Source organism: Paenibacillus sp. MAHUQ-45, assembly GCF_058133325.1.
In genome coordinates, this window is record NZ_JBYUPV010000015.1 from 14,190 (window position 1) to 31,180 (window position 16,991).

Sequence of the window (16,991 nt, forward strand, 5' to 3'; positions counted from 1 at the left end):
ATAATATGAAGTGACCAAGAGTGATAGGAGTTATTGGGAATTGAAGGAATTAATTGTTTCTATTGTAGTGTTGTCTTTATTAAGTACTGGGAGCGCTTCGAAGTCATCCTTATCCGAAGCCTTAGCTGATGCTGAGACAAAGTCTGCACAAATGAGTCAAATCATCAAAGATAAGATATTTAAGCTGTCTGATCAAACCCTGAGCGATGCGATTGCCTTGGCTAGAGCAGATGATACTGTCCTTCAATCCTTCGAACGTTCTCGGTATTTACCGATCACTACTGATAAGGTGCATCACGATCAACCAGAAGTAAAATTAATTACACCTTATCTGTTGACTGTGAGAAAAGCTTATATGAAATTTGAAAATGACGAAGATTTTTCTTTGACCGATGCCAAGAAGGTAGTAGATGATTATGCAAATTTGCTATTGTTATCTTTTGAAGTCACAGCCAAGGGGGATGAGATTGATTTTGCACGCAACGTTGATATTTCCTTAAAGCAGGGAAGTACAGTTCTCCATTCTTACGTCATCATCAATAAAGATAATGATGCTGCAGAATCTGAAAACTGGCCGAATTCGCCTGCGTACATAAATCGGTTATTTGTACCTTTTGATATTTTTGAGATTAACTATGCTCAGGATGCGGAGTTAATCTATCAATATGGCAGTAACAAAGATACTGTTACTTATAAAGTGGATTTCTCGAAAATCAAGTAGTGTCTGCGCTCTATCACACCAGTATATCCCAATCCTTGAACACCGGCTGCAGCCTGTTCTGATACAGCATCTCCCGGATCTCGGATACACTGCGTCCGTCGGAAATCTCAAACTGGGGCGTGCCTCCGTCGCTGACGTGTCCGCCTACTGCGGTGGATACACCTGCTGACATTTTGGTTACGCCAAGATGGATGAGGCGATCGCGCAGATGCGCTGGCTCGCGGGTGGAGAGAGTGATCCCGGCCCGGGGCAGAAAAAGACGATAGGCAAGTATAACCTGCACCAACGCACTGTCGGTTACATCCGAATGTGGGTGATAGTCTCCCAGAAACGGGCGGAATCTCGGGATCGACAGGCTGAGTTCACAGTCGGGATATTTGCTTTGCAGATAATTAGCATGCAGTGCTGTAATAAAAGCCTCTTGCCGCCAATCATGCAGGCCGAGCAGCGCGCCTATCGTGACGGAGCGATATCCAGCCGCACAGCCTCGTTCAGGAGCATCCAGACGAGCCCGGAAATTTCGTTTAGGGCCCTTAATATGTAGCTTTCTGTATGTCTCCTGATGATAGACTTCCTGAAATAGCGTCAAGCTGTCTACGCCGGCCTCTCCAAGCTCACGGTACTCCTGAACGGACAATGGGTTGACTTCGATACCGATGGAAGAGAAGTGCTTCCGCAGCACCTGAACGCATTCCTTCATATAACTGACAGGGGAGTCCTTAGGAGATTCGCCGGTCAACAGCAGGATATGCTGGATGCCTGTCTCAGCAATCGCCCTAGCTTCTTTTTCGACTTCAGCCATGTCTAGTTTCTTGCGCGGAAAATCATAGACGTAGCTAAAGCTGCAATATTCGCAATGATTCACACAGTAATCTGATACATAGATCGGCGTAAAGAGCTGCATCACATGACCGAATTGACTGCGGGTGACTTGCTGCGCTTTCTGAGCGATAGCCTCCAGATGTCTGCTGGCGGCAGGGGAGAGCAGGGCAAGCAGGTCTTCTTCAGTGATTTTTTGTTTAGTCAAAATGCGCTGGATATTCAGGTCTGTATATTCCGACAACCGCTCTCGAAACGGGAAGCGTTCCAATTCCAGTAATCTATCATAGAAGCTCATATTTATCCTCCTATTGGCTCAGAAATCCCGTCAAGGGCGAAGAAGCGGCGGCTTCTTGTTGTACCGGGCCCAGCCCTGACAAATAAGCAAGCCTTCCTGCTGTTACCGCATTCCGGAAGGCAGCCGCCATACCTAGCGGATCACGTGCCGTGGCGATGGCTGTATTCAGCAGTACAGCGGCGGCGCCCATTTCCATGGCTTCCGCTGCTTCCGAAGGGCGGCCGATCCCTGCATCCACGATGACAGGCAGATCTACTTCCTCAATCATGATGCTGACCAGCTCTTTGGTCCGCAGTCCCCGGTTGCTGCCGATGGGTGATCCAAGCGGCATAACCGCTGCCGCCCCGGCATCCCGCAGCCGCAGAGCAGCGCCCAGGTCGGGGGTCATGTAAGGGAGCACGATAAAGCCTTCTGCAGCCAGCACTTCCGTTGCGCGAATCGTCTCCATATTGTCAGGCAGCAAATAGCGTTGGTCTTTAATAACCTCAAGTTTGATCCAATTGCCCATATCAGCCGCCTTGGCGAGCCGGGCGATACGGATGGCTTCTTCTGCGTTTCGGGCACCGGAGGTGTTGGGTAGTAGCGTCATACTGTCAGGGATATGCTGCAAAATATTTTCCTCCCCCCACTCAGGATTGACTCTCCTTAACGCAACAGTAATGACTTCTGCACCTGATGCTGCAATCACCTCGGGAATCAGGGTATTGCGGTTATACTTGCCGGTGCCGATGAACAAGCGGCTGGTCAGCGCTTTGCCGCCAATCTGGAAGATATCGTTCATGCTGAGAACCCCTCTCTATAATCCGATTTTTTAGCCAAAATATCGATGGTATACTGTACGGGCCTCAGCAGTATCTGAGGTTCCGTGGATGAATACCCGGCCATCCGGGAACAGAGCAATCCGGTGTTTTGCTAAGTCCAACGACAGCATGTATGGATTTCGTCTCACCTCTCCATGCACTGCGAGAATTTCTTCCCATAGTTTCAGATTTAGGCGGCTTGAACGGGCCGGGCGGATCTGCACGGTCTCTCTGCCGCATAATACAGCGGTCTTGGACAGATTGGTCGCAGACAGGAAGGGATAGAGGGGTTTTTCGCCGCAGCTGGGACAGTCGGTACGTTTAAGCTGTTCCGTAACGATCGAGACATGCCGATTCTCCCACAGGTCAAAGGAAACCAGTGTCCCGCGTAGAGATTCCTTCTGTCCGGAGAGCCATTTTAACGCCTCGGCAGTCTGGTAAGCAGCAGTCATCTGTACAGCCGGCTGAATAATACCCACCGAGTCGCAAGTATCCCCTTCGGCGTGAAGCTCGTCAATCAGGCAGTGGAGGCAGGCGCTCTCTCCGGGGACGACCGTCATAGATATACCGCTGCTTCCTGTGCAAGCTCCGTAAATCCAAGGGATACCTGTCTTGGCCGAAATATCGTTAATAATCATTCTGACCTCAAAATTATCGGAGGCATCGAGAATCAAATCGACCCCACGTGCATACTCTACAATCTCATCGGCGGCAGCATCGGCTACAATTCCTTCCACAGTCACATAAGAGTTCACGCTCTGTAGTCTCTGTGCCGCTGCGATTGCTTTGGGTAATCTTTGCTCTGCATCGGCTTCACTGTACAAATTCTGGCGCTGGAGATTGCTCCACTCCACGTAATCCCGGTCGACGATCACTATTTTGCCTACCCCGGCGCGGACCAGCGTCTCGGCAATAGCAGACCCCAGTGCGCCTGCACCCAGAATGAGCACACTGGAGGCGGCTAGTCTTGCTTGACCTTCCGCGCCTATGCCGTGAAAACGTACCTGCCTGCTGTACCGCTCCTGTTCTTCCGTAGTTAGAGTCAATTCGTTCAACCTCCCCCCACAAAATGTACAAACTCTATCCGGTCACCTTCGGACAGCCGGGTGACGCCATATGCGTCCTTGGGCACCACTTCACCGTTTACTTCCACCAGAACTCGCCGCCCTTTCCAGGGTGTCTCTGCCAAAATATCGGCAACAGTAACACAATGCTGTCTTAGTAGGGTGTCTTTTCCATTCAGTTGAACCTGCATATCTTCACCTCCCCTCAAGCCATGCAGTCTGAATGGCTGTGTGGTAAGCTTCTGCTTGTGCCACTGGATCTGCTGCGCTGCTAATGCCAGATAGAATGGCAATCCCCTCTGCACCGCGCCTGATGACTGCTCCGGCATTGTCCGGCTGAATTCCTCCGATGGCAATGACCGGAACCGGGCATCTAGCTGCGGTTTCTTCGAGAATGTCCAGACCACGTGGGGGCAGACCCGGCTTGCTGGCAGATTCATAGACATGGCCAAAAAGGCAATAATCTGCTCCTTCACCCGCCGCGCTGACTGCTTCTTGTGGCGAATGGATGGAGCAGCCGATGCGCATTCCTGGGGCTAAAGGTCGCGCCGAAGTTACACGTAAGCTATGTCCTGCAAGCTGTACACCGCCGGTCCCTGCGGCAAGAGCGACATCCAATCGATCGTTCACAACAATAGCTTCCAGAGGGATGCCTGCTTGGTGCATTTGGGTTACGATTTCGAAAAGCGCTTTGGCTGTAAGCTGTCTATCCCGCAGGTGGAAATAGTCTACATAGGGGAGAACAGCTAGGGAAAGACGCAGCCAATCTGCAAGCGATATTCCTTCCGGGGAGATCAGATGCAGTTCAGGGCCGTTAGCGGCGGGAAATCGTTTTTTCATAAAAGGAATCGCTCCATGTTACGTAATGGTGTTGCACTCCATAAAATCCAACACAAAAAGCCGCCCTCCTGATCGGAAGACGGCTAAGCACGACAACGGAAAACAAGCCATAACAAAAGGCAAGCCCGGACTCTTAACGCGCACTTCCCTACGCTGGTATTAACCAGATCAGGTTCAAAGGGTCCGAATATTGCATTCGTCTCAGCCACGCGGCTCCCCTAGTGTCGGTTCGTATGAGATTGTTAATGTCACTATACACGATTATTCAGGGAGATACAATTGGAAATTGGGAAAATGTTGAATAAGAGTAGACGGATAAAATTCATAGAAATGAGGGCGAAGGTTGTTCTATCTTGGTATAATAAACGATAAGAAGAATGGAGCTAACCGATATGGAATTGCTCGATCCGAGAGTCGATTTTGTGTTCAAACGAATCTTTGGCAGTGAGAATAACAAGGATGTGTTGTTGGCTTTTCTGAACCGTATATTTATTCAGGCTGGAGAACCACCGCTTACCGAGATTATCCTGATGAACCCTTACACCGACAAGGACGATCCGCTCGACAAGCAGTCCATATTCGATGTTTATGCAAAGACAACTGAGGGTAAGCTGATCGATATCGAGATGCAGTTATTCAACAAGTATGATATTGAAAAGCGGACGCTGTTCTATTGGAGCAAACGGTATGCCAGTCAGCTTAAGGAAGGTGAAAAGTACCAGGAGTTGAAGAAGTGTGTGACGATCAACATTCTGAACTATGCTTTCCTGTCAAATGACGAATACCACAGTGTATTTCATCTCCGTGAAGACCGCACTGGAATACAGTTTATTGATGATATCGAGGTGCACTTTTTGGAGCTGCCGAAGCTTGAAGATATGATTCCTTCGAATAGCGGACTAGAAAATTGGCTGCTGTTCCTCAAAGGAGTAGACCCAACCCATTGGGAGGTGCTGAAGATGAATGAACCAGGACTGGAAAAGGCTATGGACACCCTGCAGTACTTAAGCCAGGATTCGGAGGCCCGCCGTTTGTATGAAGCCCGTCAGAAATATCTGCATGACGAAGCGTCAATGATCGAAGGGGCGAAGCAAGCCGGACTTAAAGCTGGTGTTGAGGAAGGAATTAAAGAGGGGATCAAAGAAGGGATCAAAGAGGTTGCCAAGAACATGCTGTCCTTGAATATGGATATCGCTACCATTTCCAAAGCAACTGGATTGTCGGAACAAGAGATTCTTGCGCTGAAAAAGTAGCTAGAGGATTGAAATAGTCAACTCTGTTCCGTGGAAAACTACAGCAAGTTTTATTGTGAATTTAAGAATAATTAGCTATTATATAGCTACAAATAAATACCGTGCTTGTTTTTATCCCCGGGTAAAAACGAAGAAAAGCATTGAGTCTCATTCCCGTTAGGGCCTATTTATTAGGAGGGGTGAGATTCAATGCTTTTTTTAAACCTATATAAGACGAACTTAAGAACCGAACGTAAGGCTCATCGTCACTACGGTGGAATGTTTGGACTTCCGGTCGCTGTTGTCCCCAGATTTCCTCTTTAATACCGCTTCTAGCGGTTGGAATCTGGTGACAAAGGCGATCGCTTCGCTCCTACAGTTCCAAACTTCCCCCTTCACTCCTCTTCGCTTTTCGTTACTTTCTTTTGTTCGGCTTATATAATTCTACTTTCCAGAGGTGCCACGAATGCGAATCTTAAGTGATAAGGATGTTAAAAAAGTATTGAATGTTCAGCAGGTAATTAACCTTGTTGAAGCAGTTTACAGAGCTAGAAGCGATAATAAAACTGAGACATGGCCAACTATTTTCTATGATTTTGATCCAGGCAAGGCAGATATGGACATTAAATCAGGCTACCTCAAGCAAGACAAAGTGTTTGGGCATAAAACAGTTACATGGTTTGCTGATAATGAGGAGAAAAATATTCCGACTTTAATGGGGCTGATTACTGTATTTGATGCGGAATCAGGGCAAGCGTTAGGCGTTACTAACGGTTCTTTCATTACAGGAATACGGACGGGGGCTTCGGGGGCGATCGGAGCCAAATATTTGGCTAGAAAAGAATCTGAGAACCTTTTTGTTGTAGGATCTGGCAACCAAGCTATATATCAAATTGCATGTGCTTTATATGCGCTGCCGAATTTGAAAGTAGTCAGAGTTGCTGCCAGAGATAGAGTGAAATTGAAAAGTTTTGTCGATAGTATACCGCATAGACTTCAAGATGAATTTGGGATGGAAGCCAACGCAATTATCTTTGAAGAAGTAGATGGTTTAGAGGATGCAGTGAAGAATAGTGACATTATCATAACGGTGACGTCTTCAAGAACTCCTATCATCCACATGGAGTGGGTAAAAAAAGGAACGCATATTTCTTGTATCGGTGCAGACATGGCAGGAAAACAGGAACTAGACTCACGCATTTTTTCAGGTGCCAGCATCTTCTTAGATGACAAAGAACACTGTATGCAGGTTGGCGAAATTGAGATTCCTCTTAAACAGGGCATTATTAATGAAAGTGATATAGCTGGTGAGATAGGTGATTTAATTTTAGGAAAAACAACTGGAAGAACGGATAATGAGCAAATCACTATATTTGATGCTACAGGTATGGCGATTTTGGATATCTACGCAGCGAAAATTGCATTACAACGTGCAGAAGAAAATGATCTTGGTGTCGAGTTTAACCTTTAAGGAGAGAATAAGAAAATGACTTTTAGCTATGAAAATGTGAAAAATGCTTATGATCGGATCAAGACTTATTTGAAAAAAACACCACTTGAGGAGTCCTTTTACTTAGGTGATGAAGACAGAAGATATTTTTTCAAGCTTGAGTCTCTACAAAGGGCGAAAAGTTTCAAAATCCGTGGGGCTTTAAACAAAATGATGACGTTAACGGAAGAAGAAAAAAGCTGTGGTGTGGCAGCCATTTCTTCAGGAAACCATGGAAGTGCCGTAAGCTATGCAGCATCCATCTTGGGAGTCAAAAATGTAACTGTAATTGTGCCACAAACAACTCCTCAAAGTAAGATAGATAAAATTAAGTATTTTGGGGCGAATGTAATGCTATTAGGTGGTACTTTTGATGAGGCTCATTCATTAGGTATGAAGTATATTCGTGAGCACGGGTTAACCTATATTGACGCCTACTATAGTGATCCAGAAATCTATGGTGGACAAGGTACCGTTGCCATTGAAATTCTGGAACAGAATAAAGATATTGATACTATAGTAGTTCCGGTAGGCGGTGGAGGTCTTATTACGGGGATCGCGGTTGCGGCGAAATTTATTAAACCATCTATCCGTATTATTGGCGTACAAACAGAGGCTTGTCCTGCAATGTTAAAGTCTTACGAAGACAATGTCTTCTATGAAGAATATCCTAGCGAAGAATCATTGTGTGATGCTCTGCTTGGTGGGGTTGGGAAACTGAGTTATGAGATGGCAAAAGATTATGTTGATGATTTCATAGCCGTTTCAGAAGACTCTATCGCCAAAGCTGTAAGTTTTATAGCCAAAGAAGAGAAATATATTATAGAAGCAGGAAGTGGTACAGCAGTTGCAGCCATTATGGACTACAGAGAAAGAGTTGGAGGAACAAACATTGCGCTTGTTCTAAGCGGAGGCAACATTGATGGGGATGTCTTAACATCTATATTGAGCAAGTATTGATTGTAGTGGCGAACCCGTTAACTGTAAAAGAAATCGAGACGACAGGATTTGAACCTGCGACCTCTTGCTCCCGAAGCAAGCGCTCTACCAAGCTGAGCCACGTCTCGTTGTTAGCAGTCGTAATGCTCTAGTTAATTGAGATTATACGCTTGTGTTAACGTGGTGTAAATTGGAATTTTGGTGACGAGTTGCGGAATATGTGCGGGTTAGATTGACAGGAATCAGGGCTGTGGATATACTTGAAATGTTAAAAAGCAAATGTGATAAAACGTTGATGAAATGGAGTACACCGGAAGATGGCTTGCACAGAGAACGGGTTCCTTTACGAAGATGTTCGTAATGGCTGTGAGAACCCTGGAGACAGGCCGGTGGAAAGCTGATTTCGGAGTGCGGGTTCAAGTCCGCCGGGGGTTCCCGTTAACAGCCGCGACAAGGCGATCGTCTGTAGTTTTCCCGCTATAACGGGATAAGGCGATAACCAGGGTGGTACCGCGATCTAATCGTCCCTGAATTTTCAGGGGCGTTTTTTTGTTTTCCATTTGTTTTTCGAAATAACCGTGATCTCAAAATTAAGGATAAGACGGGGGCTGTATACGATGAAAGCAAGTGAAATCCGTTCCAAATGGTTGCAATTTTTCGAAAGTAAAAGTCACAAAATCGAGCCGAGCGCCTCGCTCGTACCTCACAACGATCCATCGTTGCTGTGGATCAATGCCGGGATGGCGCCGCTGAAGGCGTACTTTGACGGCCGGGAGATTCCTGAGAATCCACGTCTGACCAATTCCCAAAAGTGTATCCGTACCAACGATATCGAGAACGTCGGCAAGACACGTCGTCACCATACGTTCTTCGAGATGTTGGGTAACTTCTCTATCGGCGACTATTTCAAGGAAGAAGCGATTACCTGGGCTTGGGAATTCCTGACGGGCAAAGAGTGGATCGGCTTTGATCCAAACCGCATCTCTGTAACTGTATACGCTGAGGATGAAGAAGCCTTCAAGCTGTGGAACGAAAAAGTCGGCTTGCCGGCTGAACGCATCATTAAGCTAGGTGACGAGAACTTCTGGGATATCGGCGAAGGCCCTTGCGGACCTTGCTCGGAGATTTTCTATGACCGCGGCGAAGCCTACGGCAACGATCTGACGGATCCGGAAATGTATCCAGGCGGGGAAAATGAGCGTTGGCTGGAAGTCTGGAACCTGGTATTCTCCCAGTTCAACCATAATAAAGACGGTAGCTATACACCGCTTCCTAACAAGAATATTGATACAGGCGCAGGTCTGGAACGTTTTGCTTCGATCCTGCAGGATGTAGATTCCAACTTCGATACGGACTTGTTCCAGCCGATTATTCAGAAGACAGCCAAGCTTGCAGGTGTAAATTATAAGGATAGCCTGGAGCAGGATATTGCACTTAAAGTCATTGCTGACCATGTGCGTACAGTTACTTTCGCTGTGGGTGATGGCGTTCTTCCTTCTAATGAAGGTCGTGGATACATTATCCGTCGTTTGCTTCGCCGCGCAGTCCGTTACGGAAAGACACTGGGTCTGGATCGTCCATTCCTGCATGAGCTGACTGAAACCGTAGGCGACATTATGGGCGTGTACTATCCGTCTGTGGTGGAGAACCGCGAATATATCGCGAAGATTATCCGTACGGAAGAAGAGCGTTTCCACGAGACACTGTCCGACGGTCTGGCCATCCTTAGTGAAATCAGCAGCAAAGCTAAAGAGAGCGGCGCTAATGTGATCGGTGGTAAAGATGCGTTCAAATTGTATGATACTTACGGCTTCCCGTTTGACCTGACAGAAGATTTTGCAGCTGAACAGGGATTGACCGTGGACCGCGAAGGCTTCGATGCAGCAATGCAGGAGCAGCGTGACCGTGCGAGAGCCGCACGCCAGGATGGCGGCAGTATGAAAATTCAGGGCGGAGCCCTTTCTGAACTGACGGTTAAAAGCGAGTTTGTTGGTTATAATGACTCGGTAACCGAATCCAAAATTGTGGCGATTGTTGTCGACAATGAGCTGGCAGATATCGCTGGCGAAGGCACAGAGGCCCAAGTTATTCTGGATACCACACCGTTCTACGCGGAAAGTGGCGGTCAGGTAAGTGACACTGGTGTGCTGAGCGGCGGTTCCGTAACCGCTAAAGTCAAGGGGTTGTTCAAGGCACCGCATGGACAGCATGTACACCTGGTAACAGTAGAAGCTGGCGAGCTGCGGGTAGGCGATACCGTTCGTGCCGAGGTCAATCGCGCTGAGCGTGAGGACATCGTGAAGAACCACACCGCTACTCACTTGCTGCACAAAGCGCTTAAGGAAGTGCTGGGCGGACATGTTAATCAGGCAGGATCTTTGGTAGAAGGTGGACGTCTGCGCTTTGACTTCTCACACTTTGGTGCTATTACGCCTGAAGAGCTCAGTGAAATTGAGCACCGTGTAAACGAGCAAATCTGGCGCGGTCTGGATGTAGTAATTGAGAACAAACCGATTGACGAAGCCAAGGCAATGGGAGCTATGGCATTGTTCGGTGAAAAATATGGCAACATCGTCCGCGTGGTTCAGGTTGGCGACTACAGCTTGGAGCTGTGTGGTGGCTGCCACGTTAGCAATACTTCGCAGATTGGTATCTTCAAGCTGCTCAGCGAGAGCGGCATCGGCTCCGGTGTGCGCCGGATCGAGGCCGTAACTGGACGCTATGCATACCAGTTCACTGAGAGTCAGCTGGATCTGCTCAAACAATCCGCAGGACTGCTGAAGTCTTCCCTGAATGATGTGCCGAAACGGATTGAAGCTCTGCATGGTCAAGTGCGTGAGCTGTCGCGTGAGAACGAGTCACTGCAATCCAAGCTGAGTGCTACATTTGCAGCTGAGCTTACTAGTAGTGTCAAGACGGTTGGTAGCGGCACGCAACTACTGGCTGTATCTGTCCAAGCAGGCAGCATGGATGCACTGCGTTCCACAGCCGACGAGCTGAAGGCCAAGCTGCCTGACGCAGTGCTTGTTCTGGGCGCAGCCATGGACGACAAAGTGAACTTTGTCGTAGCCGTACCTCAAGAGCTGGTGAAGCGCGGCTACCATGCCGGCAAGCTGGTGAAGGAAGTTGCTGCGGTATGCGGCGGCGGTGGCGGCGGACGTCCAGATATGGCGCAAGCTGGCGGTAAAGATGCTTCGAAGCTGGCCGAGGCTTTGGCCAAGGCTGAAGAACTGGTAGCAGCCCTGGGATAAGCGAGCGTTCGAACTTTGGTCCAAAGGGCCAAAGCCGAAATTTCATTTGCGAAGACAGACAGCGGTACTGAGTCTTTCCTCTCAGTACCGCTGCTTCGTGGCTGGGCCATCTGATTTAGGTGAAATATGGTTTTGGCAATAGCTTAAAGACCAAAAAATTCACGTTTTTTGTAGATGAAATGCCAAAAAAAGCGTTATATCTAGGCAGGATTTTCTTGTTGGGGCATGAATATGTTATGATGAGGGCAGCAAGTGAGCTGTACAGCAGCGAGTTTGCGAAGGCGCCTGCTACAGGTGATTTGCAGAAGGAAGGTGTCACATATGGACTCCATGGACAAAACAGTTAAATTCAATGTGAAGGGCGACGAGAAGGAAGCTTCTCCCGAGGAAATTCTGCTTGCGGTATATAATGCGCTCGTAGATAAGGAGTATCACCCGATCAACCAGATCGTAGGGTATCTTCTTTCCGGAGATCCGGCTTATATTCCCCGTCACAACAATGCTAGAAGTTTGGTCCGGAGAAAAGAACGTGATGAGCTGATTGAGGAACTGGTGCGGTTCTACTTAGCCAATCATCAGGTGGATAAAACCAAATGAAGATGCTAGGTTTGGATTATGGCGACCGTAGAATCGGCGTCGCCGCAAGTGATATTTTCGGCTGGACGGCACAATCTCTGGAGACCATTGAGCGGCGCGGAGACGGAAGAGAGTTCGAACGCATCCGCGAACTCGTCAAGGAGCATGAAATCGGAGAAATCGTGGTTGGGCTGCCGAAGAACATGAACGGCACCGTAGGTCCCCGTGGTGAAATCTGCATAGAGTTCGCTGACAAGCTTCGGGAACAATTGGAAATGCCCGTACACCTTTGGGATGAGCGTCTGACGACGGTATCCGCCGAGCGGGTGCTGATTGAAGGGGACGTGAGCCGAAAGAAGCGCAAAGGGATTGTGGACAAAATGGCTGCAGCCCTGATTTTGCAAAATTTTTTGGATGCTAACAGTAAAAGGTGAGGGGTGCGCATATGACAAACGAACATATTGGCCAAGAAGAAGAACCGGAAATTATCTATATTCCCGATGAGGAAGGTAATGAAGAGGAATTCGAGGTCATCATGAAGTTTGAGGTTGACGGTTCGGATGCCAAGTACATGATGGTAGTTCCGCTGGATTCCGAAGACGAAGAGTCCGACGAAGTGTACGCCTTCCGCTATGAGGAAGACGGCGATGATCTGCAACTGTTCATGATCGAGAATGACGAGGAGTGGGAGATCGTCGAAGAGACGTTCAATACCCTGGTCGACGAGCTGGACGGGGGAGCAGAGAATGACTGAGTTGTCCGCTGATCAGGCGGTATGGACTTCCCGTCTTAAAGATGCGTATGGAGAGACTGTAGAACTGGAAGATGAGCAGGGCAAATCTTCCGTTTACGATATTATTGCGGAGTTTGAAGTCGGTGGCCGCGGTTATGCGGTGCTGGAGGGTTCCGGCAAGAACGGAGAATATGATATTCTTCGGATTGTAGTCTCGCCTGACGGGCTTCCTGAACTGGAAGTCATCGTCGACGATGAAGAATGGGAAGATATTTCAGAGCTGTATGACGAGCTTACTTTTCCAGAGGAAGATTTGGAATAGGACGCTGGCGGCGTACATCACATTTAGAATTGGCATGAAGGAGGGCGGAGTATTCCGCGCTCTTTTTGCTTGGAAAGGCTTAATTTAACTGGACCTATAATTCCTTGTATAATCTATAAATTGGGCTTTGACAGCGATCGGAAGAACCCTCTGAGCCCGTAATGCCCCCATGCAGCGTCAACCGCTGATTTTGGTATAGAGCCATAAAATTATAGGTTGAATTTGGGACGATAGAATTTTATACTTTATAGTCGAATCGATTTCATAATCCATAAGTGAGCGTCTAATCATCGATATCTAGTTGGACATGGTTTAGGTGTAACTAGATATCATACCTATTCGGATTGAAATCCGCATTATGAAATCGATTCAGTCGGAAAGTGAGGAGATCCATTGAAATCCGCAATCCGCACTGTGCTGCTGATCCTTCTTCTGCTAATAGCAGTGGGAGGTGGAGGAGCGTGGTATATTTGGAACGGGATGCAACCGGTAGCTCCTGCCGGACAGCCCGTAACGTTCACGATTGAGAAGGGCACGGGAAGCGCAGGAATTGCTGACCTGCTTGAGAAGAACGGGATAATCCGCAACAGTCTTTTTTTCAAAGGATATCTGAAATGGACCAAAGAAGGCTCGAAATTCAAGGCTGGCACCTATATGGCGAAACCAGGCGACACCTATGATGAGCTAATTGCAAGGCTAAACGCTGGCGATGTGGTCAAGGAAGAGACCCTGACTTTCACCATTCCTGAAGGGTACACGGCAGAACAGGTGGCAGACAAGCTAGCTGTTGCCTCCAAGCTGAATGCGGCTGTCTTTGTGGATCTTATGAATTCCGGCAAGGCGCTGAAAGAAGCCGACGTCCTTGGTATTCCCCAGGAACCAATGCTGCGTCATCGTCTGGAGGGATATCTGTTCCCGGAAACCTATGAGTTGCCGAAGAATAGTACACCACAGGAAATTCTGGAAGCGATGTTGGAACAGCTGGCGAAGAAGCTTGATACCATTCCGAATTGGCACGAAAAGCTCAAAGCAAGAGGCCTCAGTCTGCATGAGTTGCTGACCGTCGCTTCCCTGGTGGAACGTGAGGTTGTAGTTGACAGGGAACGTCCGCTGGTAGCGGGAGTGATCTATAACCGGCTGAAGAAAGAACAGAAGCTGGAGATTGACGCCACGGTTCAGTACCTGCTGGATCAACCGAAGGAAAGACTGCTCTACAAGGATCTTGAGATTGAGAGTCCTTATAATACGTACAGGCATGCAGGGCTTCCGCCGGGACCAATTTGCAACCCTGGTTTGCCGTCGATCCAGGCGGCGCTGGAGCCGGAAGCTTCTGATTATTATTTCTATGTCACGAAGAAGGATGGCAGCAAGGGTCATCTCTTTGCCAAGACGTATAAGGAACATTTAGCCAATATTCAAAAAAGCAAACAAACTTCGCAGTAACGCATTACAATGGAGGGTGGTGCATACTGTGGGCCTGCTCAAGGTGCCGCAGGTCATCACCGGCTTGCAAGCTGTGACAGACGTAGGAGGATTATCAATGAACAAAAAACCGGAGCTGCTGGCGACGGCAGCATCGCTGGAAGAAGCGGCAGTCTTGCTGGATGCAGGCGCAGATGCGCTGTTGATCGGGGATGACCGTTTTGGCATGAGGTTGGCTGGGCATTTTACATTAGAAGATACCAAGGCAGTCGTAGAGATGGCCCATGCCCGGGGCTGCAAAATCGTTGCTGGGCTGGGCGGTCTGATGCCCAACAGCTTGCTGGAAGAACTGCCAGCCTATGTGAAAGCTATAGGCGAATTGGGTGTTGACGCTATTGAATTCGGTGACCCGGCGGTGCTGGCTGCCGTGCGACAGGAGGCACCGGGCCTCAAGCTGCACTGGAACGCGGAGATGACATCCACCAACTACGCTACGTCTAACTATTGGGGACGCAAAGGCGCATCCCGGGTTGTATTGGCTCGTGAGCTGAATATGGACGAGATTACGGAGATGGTGCCGCTGCTGGAAATAGAGGCCCAGGTTCAGGTGCATGGCATGACGAATATTTATCATTCCAAGCGTAAGCTCGTAGCGAGTTACATGACCCACCAAGGACGTCCAACAGATGGCGGAAGCCTGGGCAAGGAGCGCGGTCTATTCCTGGTTGAAGCCGAGCGTCCGGGTGAGATATTTCCGATTTATGAAGATGACAACGGCACTCATATTATGAGTTCGGATGATATTTGCATTATGGAAGACCTGCATATCATGCTGGAAGCAGGTGTGCAGAGCTTTAAGATTGAAGGGCTGCTGAAGCCGACAGCTTATAATGTTGCCGTTGTTCGAGCTTACCGCACAGCGATTGATGCGTATGCAGCTGATCCTGAAGGTTATGCCTTCCAGGAGGAATGGCTGGATGAGGTTCGTAAGCTGCAGGACCCTGAGCGCGAGCTGTCCTTCGGATTCTTTTATAAAGAGCAAGTGTACTAAACGTATAGACCCCGCAGAATGGGGAAATGGAGGGGAGAACAGGAATGAGTACCATGACCAAGCCGCAGCATAAGGGCAAACGTTATCGTCTGGACAAACCGGAGCTCCTGGCTCCGGCGGGCAATTTGGAAAAATTGAAATTCGCCGTACATTATGGTGCAGATGCCGTCTATATTGGCGGCCAGAAATATGGCTTGCGTTCCAATGCTGACAATTTCAGTTTTGAGGAAATGCGCGAAGGTGTAGAATTCGCCAAGAAATATGGCGCGAAAGTCTTTGTAGCAACGAACATCTATGCTCACAATGAAGATGTCGCGGGGATTGAAGAATACCTGCGTAATTTATATGAAGCCGGCATCGCCGCGATCATTGTAGCCGACCCAGCCATTGTCGATACGGCTCGCCGCCTGGTTCCGGGTCTGGAGGTGCATCTCAGCACCCAACAGTCTACTTTGAACTGGCAAGCTGTATCCTTCTGGAAGGAGGAGGGGCTGCCTCGTGTCGTTCTCGGCCGGGAGACTAGCCTGGAGGAAATTGCCGAGATCAAGAAGCATGTGGATATTGAGATTGAGAGCTTTATCCACGGCGCGATGTGTTCCTCCTACTCCGGTCGCTGTGTACTATCCAATCACTTCACAGACCGGGACTCTAACCGTGGGGGCTGCTGTCAGTCATGCCGCTGGAAATACGATCTGTTCGAGGATGCGCGTCCGGAAGGAACCTGGGTGTCTGAAGAAGAGCAGGCGGAAGCTATGCAGTCTCCTGAGCGTCTGCTGCCAGGAGTGACTCAGCTTCCACTGCATGAGCCACAGGACAATCCATTCACCATGGGGTCCAAAGACTTGTGCATGTTGGAGAGCATCCCCGATTTGATCGAAGTCGGCATCGACAGCTTCAAGATTGAAGGCCGGATGAAATCCATTCACTATGTGGCTACCGTAGTAAATGCTTATCGTAAGGCGATTGATGCCTACATGGCTGATCCTGAAGGCTATGTACTGAAGCCAGAATGGCTGGAAGAGCTGAACAAAGCGGCGAACCGTCCGCTGAACACAGGCTTTTTCTACGATACGCCGGACCATGAGGATCATATCTATGAACCTGAAGAAAAAGCGGCTCCGTATGATTTTGCCGGATTGGTGCTGGAGTATGATGCTGAGACAGGTACCGCACTGATTCAGCAACGCAATCACTTCAAGCCGGGCCAGCAAGTGGAGTTCTTTGGACCGAACGATACCTTTTTCAAGCAGACGGTAGGAGAGATCTGGGACGAGGAAGGCAATTCGCTGGATGCCGCCCGTCACCCGCTGCAGAAGGTGCGCATGAAGGTAGATGCACCAGTGGCTTATTTTGACATGATGCGTAAAAGAAAATAAGAATTGACAAAGATACGGGACTTTCCTCTCTCAAGCGAGGATGGTCCCGTTTTTGAGT

The 16,991-nt window shown here is 48.6% G+C and carries 17 protein-coding genes, 1 tRNA gene and 1 riboswitch; of the genes, 12 read left to right on the forward strand and 6 right to left on the reverse strand.

Annotated features, from left to right (window positions below; genetic code table 11):
* Positions 1-40: 40 nt before the first annotated feature.
* Positions 41-721: a hypothetical protein gene (locus AC3Y23_RS25180; protein ID WP_379204292.1), complete on the forward strand. Its 681-nt coding sequence runs from the start codon at positions 41-43 to the stop codon at positions 719-721.
* Positions 722-734: 13 nt separating this feature from the next.
* Here the strand turns inward: AC3Y23_RS25180 and thiH are convergent, their stop codons facing one another.
* Genes thiH through AC3Y23_RS25205 form a run of 5 tightly spaced genes read right to left on the reverse strand, consistent with a single transcriptional unit; the run spans position 735 to position 4,542 of the window.
* Positions 735-1,838 carry a 2-iminoacetate synthase ThiH gene (gene thiH / locus AC3Y23_RS25185; protein ID WP_379204294.1) on the reverse strand — a complete coding sequence of 368 codons (1,104 nt, stop codon included), beginning with the start codon at positions 1,836-1,838 and terminating at the stop codon, positions 735-737.
* Positions 1,839-1,848: 10 nt separating this feature from the next.
* Positions 1,849-2,619 (reverse strand): thiazole synthase, encoded by a 771-nt coding sequence (locus AC3Y23_RS25190; RefSeq protein WP_379204296.1) that lies wholly within the window; start codon positions 2,617-2,619, stop codon positions 1,849-1,851.
* A gap of 30 nt (positions 2,620-2,649) precedes the next feature.
* Complete coding sequence (locus AC3Y23_RS25195; RefSeq protein WP_379204298.1) at positions 2,650-3,684, reverse strand: ThiF family adenylyltransferase; 1,035 nt, start codon at positions 3,682-3,684, stop codon at positions 2,650-2,652.
* A 5-nt stretch (positions 3,685-3,689) separates the two neighbouring features.
* Entirely contained in the window at positions 3,690-3,893 is a 204-nt protein-coding gene (thiS, locus tag AC3Y23_RS25200; protein ID WP_379204300.1) for a sulfur carrier protein ThiS, read from the reverse strand.
* Positions 3,894-3,897: 4 nt separating this feature from the next.
* Positions 3,898-4,542: a thiamine phosphate synthase gene (locus AC3Y23_RS25205; protein WP_379204302.1), complete on the reverse strand. Its 645-nt coding sequence runs from the start codon at positions 4,540-4,542 to the stop codon at positions 3,898-3,900.
* A gap of 128 nt (positions 4,543-4,670) precedes the next feature.
* A riboswitch (TPP riboswitch) is annotated at positions 4,671-4,772 on the reverse strand.
* 162 nt (positions 4,773-4,934) lie between these two features.
* Between AC3Y23_RS25205 and AC3Y23_RS25210 the strand changes: the two genes are divergently transcribed.
* The 3 genes from AC3Y23_RS25210 to AC3Y23_RS25220 all read left to right on the forward strand — a co-directional run bounded on the left by AC3Y23_RS25210 (position 4,935) and on the right by AC3Y23_RS25220 (position 8,223).
* A complete protein-coding gene (locus AC3Y23_RS25210; RefSeq protein WP_483874858.1) occupies positions 4,935-5,795 on the forward strand; it encodes an Rpn family recombination-promoting nuclease/putative transposase in 861 nt (286 codons plus the stop codon).
* A gap of 445 nt (positions 5,796-6,240) precedes the next feature.
* The gene (locus tag AC3Y23_RS25215) at positions 6,241-7,245 is read left to right on the forward strand and encodes an ornithine cyclodeaminase family protein (protein ID WP_379204306.1); all 1,005 of its coding nucleotides are present in this window, start codon (positions 6,241-6,243) and stop codon (positions 7,243-7,245) included.
* A 15-nt stretch (positions 7,246-7,260) separates the two neighbouring features.
* On the forward strand, positions 7,261-8,223 hold the full coding sequence (locus tag AC3Y23_RS25220; protein WP_379204308.1) for a threonine ammonia-lyase: 963 nt from the start codon (positions 7,261-7,263) through the stop codon (positions 8,221-8,223).
* 33 nt (positions 8,224-8,256) lie between these two features.
* Here the strand turns inward: AC3Y23_RS25220 and AC3Y23_RS25225 are convergent.
* A tRNA-Pro gene (locus AC3Y23_RS25225) sits at positions 8,257-8,330 on the reverse strand.
* Between the two features lie 489 nt (positions 8,331-8,819).
* Between AC3Y23_RS25225 and alaS the strand changes: the two genes are divergently transcribed.
* The 8 genes from alaS (at position 8,820) to AC3Y23_RS25265 (ending at position 16,933) form a co-directional block, all read left to right on the forward strand.
* Positions 8,820-11,453, forward strand: coding sequence for an alanine--tRNA ligase (alaS, locus tag AC3Y23_RS25230; RefSeq protein ID WP_379204310.1), 2,634 nt, complete (start codon positions 8,820-8,822; stop codon positions 11,451-11,453).
* Between the two features lie 321 nt (positions 11,454-11,774).
* Entirely contained in the window at positions 11,775-12,050 is a 276-nt protein-coding gene (locus AC3Y23_RS25235) for an IreB family regulatory phosphoprotein (protein WP_379204467.1), read from the forward strand.
* The gene (gene ruvX / locus AC3Y23_RS25240; protein ID WP_379204312.1) at positions 12,047-12,463 is read left to right on the forward strand and encodes a Holliday junction resolvase RuvX; all 417 of its coding nucleotides are present in this window, start codon (positions 12,047-12,049) and stop codon (positions 12,461-12,463) included. The genes AC3Y23_RS25235 and ruvX overlap by 4 nt, the downstream gene beginning before the upstream one ends.
* Before the next feature lie 11 nt (positions 12,464-12,474).
* Positions 12,475-12,783, forward strand: a complete 309-nt coding sequence (locus AC3Y23_RS25245; protein WP_379204314.1) for a DUF1292 domain-containing protein — start codon at positions 12,475-12,477, stop codon at positions 12,781-12,783.
* A complete protein-coding gene (locus tag AC3Y23_RS25250) occupies positions 12,776-13,084 on the forward strand; it encodes a DUF1292 domain-containing protein (protein ID WP_379204316.1) in 309 nt (102 codons plus the stop codon). Before AC3Y23_RS25245 ends, AC3Y23_RS25250 begins: the two co-directional genes overlap by 8 nt.
* 393 nt (positions 13,085-13,477) lie before the next feature.
* Entirely contained in the window at positions 13,478-14,527 is a 1,050-nt protein-coding gene (gene mltG / locus AC3Y23_RS25255; RefSeq protein ID WP_379204318.1) for an endolytic transglycosylase MltG, read from the forward strand.
* 97 nt (positions 14,528-14,624) lie between these two features.
* Positions 14,625-15,557: a peptidase U32 family protein gene (locus AC3Y23_RS25260; RefSeq protein ID WP_379204320.1), complete on the forward strand. Its 933-nt coding sequence runs from the start codon at positions 14,625-14,627 to the stop codon at positions 15,555-15,557.
* 44 nt (positions 15,558-15,601) lie between these two features.
* Positions 15,602-16,933: a peptidase U32 family protein gene (locus AC3Y23_RS25265; RefSeq protein WP_379204322.1), complete on the forward strand. Its 1,332-nt coding sequence runs from the start codon at positions 15,602-15,604 to the stop codon at positions 16,931-16,933.
* Positions 16,934-16,991 lie beyond the last annotated feature (58 nt).

Bases quoted from the DNA above. Each gene is read 5' to 3' on its own strand.
- AC3Y23_RS25190 (WP_379204296.1), bottom strand. From the start codon at position 2,619: ATGAACGATATCTTCCAGATTGGCGGCAAAGCGCTGACCAGCCGCTTG.
- ruvX (WP_379204312.1), top strand. From the start codon at position 12,047: ATGAAGATGCTAGGTTTGGATTATGGCGACCGTAGAATCGGCGTCGCC.
- thiS (WP_379204300.1), bottom strand. From the start codon at position 3,893: ATGCAGGTTCAACTGAATGGAAAAGACACCCTACTAAGACAGCATTGT.
- AC3Y23_RS25215 (WP_379204306.1), top strand. From the start codon at position 6,241: ATGCGAATCTTAAGTGATAAGGATGTTAAAAAAGTATTGAATGTTCAG.
- AC3Y23_RS25220 (WP_379204308.1), top strand. From the start codon at position 7,261: ATGACTTTTAGCTATGAAAATGTGAAAAATGCTTATGATCGGATCAAG.
- AC3Y23_RS25205 (WP_379204302.1), bottom strand. From the start codon at position 4,542: ATGAAAAAACGATTTCCCGCCGCTAACGGCCCTGAACTGCATCTGATC.
- AC3Y23_RS25260 (WP_379204320.1), top strand. From the start codon at position 14,625: ATGAACAAAAAACCGGAGCTGCTGGCGACGGCAGCATCGCTGGAAGAA.
- thiH (WP_379204294.1), bottom strand. From the start codon at position 1,838: ATGAGCTTCTATGATAGATTACTGGAATTGGAACGCTTCCCGTTTCGA.
- AC3Y23_RS25210 (WP_483874858.1), top strand. From the start codon at position 4,935: ATGGAATTGCTCGATCCGAGAGTCGATTTTGTGTTCAAACGAATCTTT.
- AC3Y23_RS25250 (WP_379204316.1), top strand. From the start codon at position 12,776: ATGACTGAGTTGTCCGCTGATCAGGCGGTATGGACTTCCCGTCTTAAA.
- alaS (WP_379204310.1), top strand. From the start codon at position 8,820: ATGAAAGCAAGTGAAATCCGTTCCAAATGGTTGCAATTTTTCGAAAGT.
- AC3Y23_RS25265 (WP_379204322.1), top strand. From the start codon at position 15,602: ATGAGTACCATGACCAAGCCGCAGCATAAGGGCAAACGTTATCGTCTG.
- AC3Y23_RS25245 (WP_379204314.1), top strand. From the start codon at position 12,475: ATGACAAACGAACATATTGGCCAAGAAGAAGAACCGGAAATTATCTAT.
- AC3Y23_RS25235 (WP_379204467.1), top strand. From the start codon at position 11,775: ATGGACTCCATGGACAAAACAGTTAAATTCAATGTGAAGGGCGACGAG.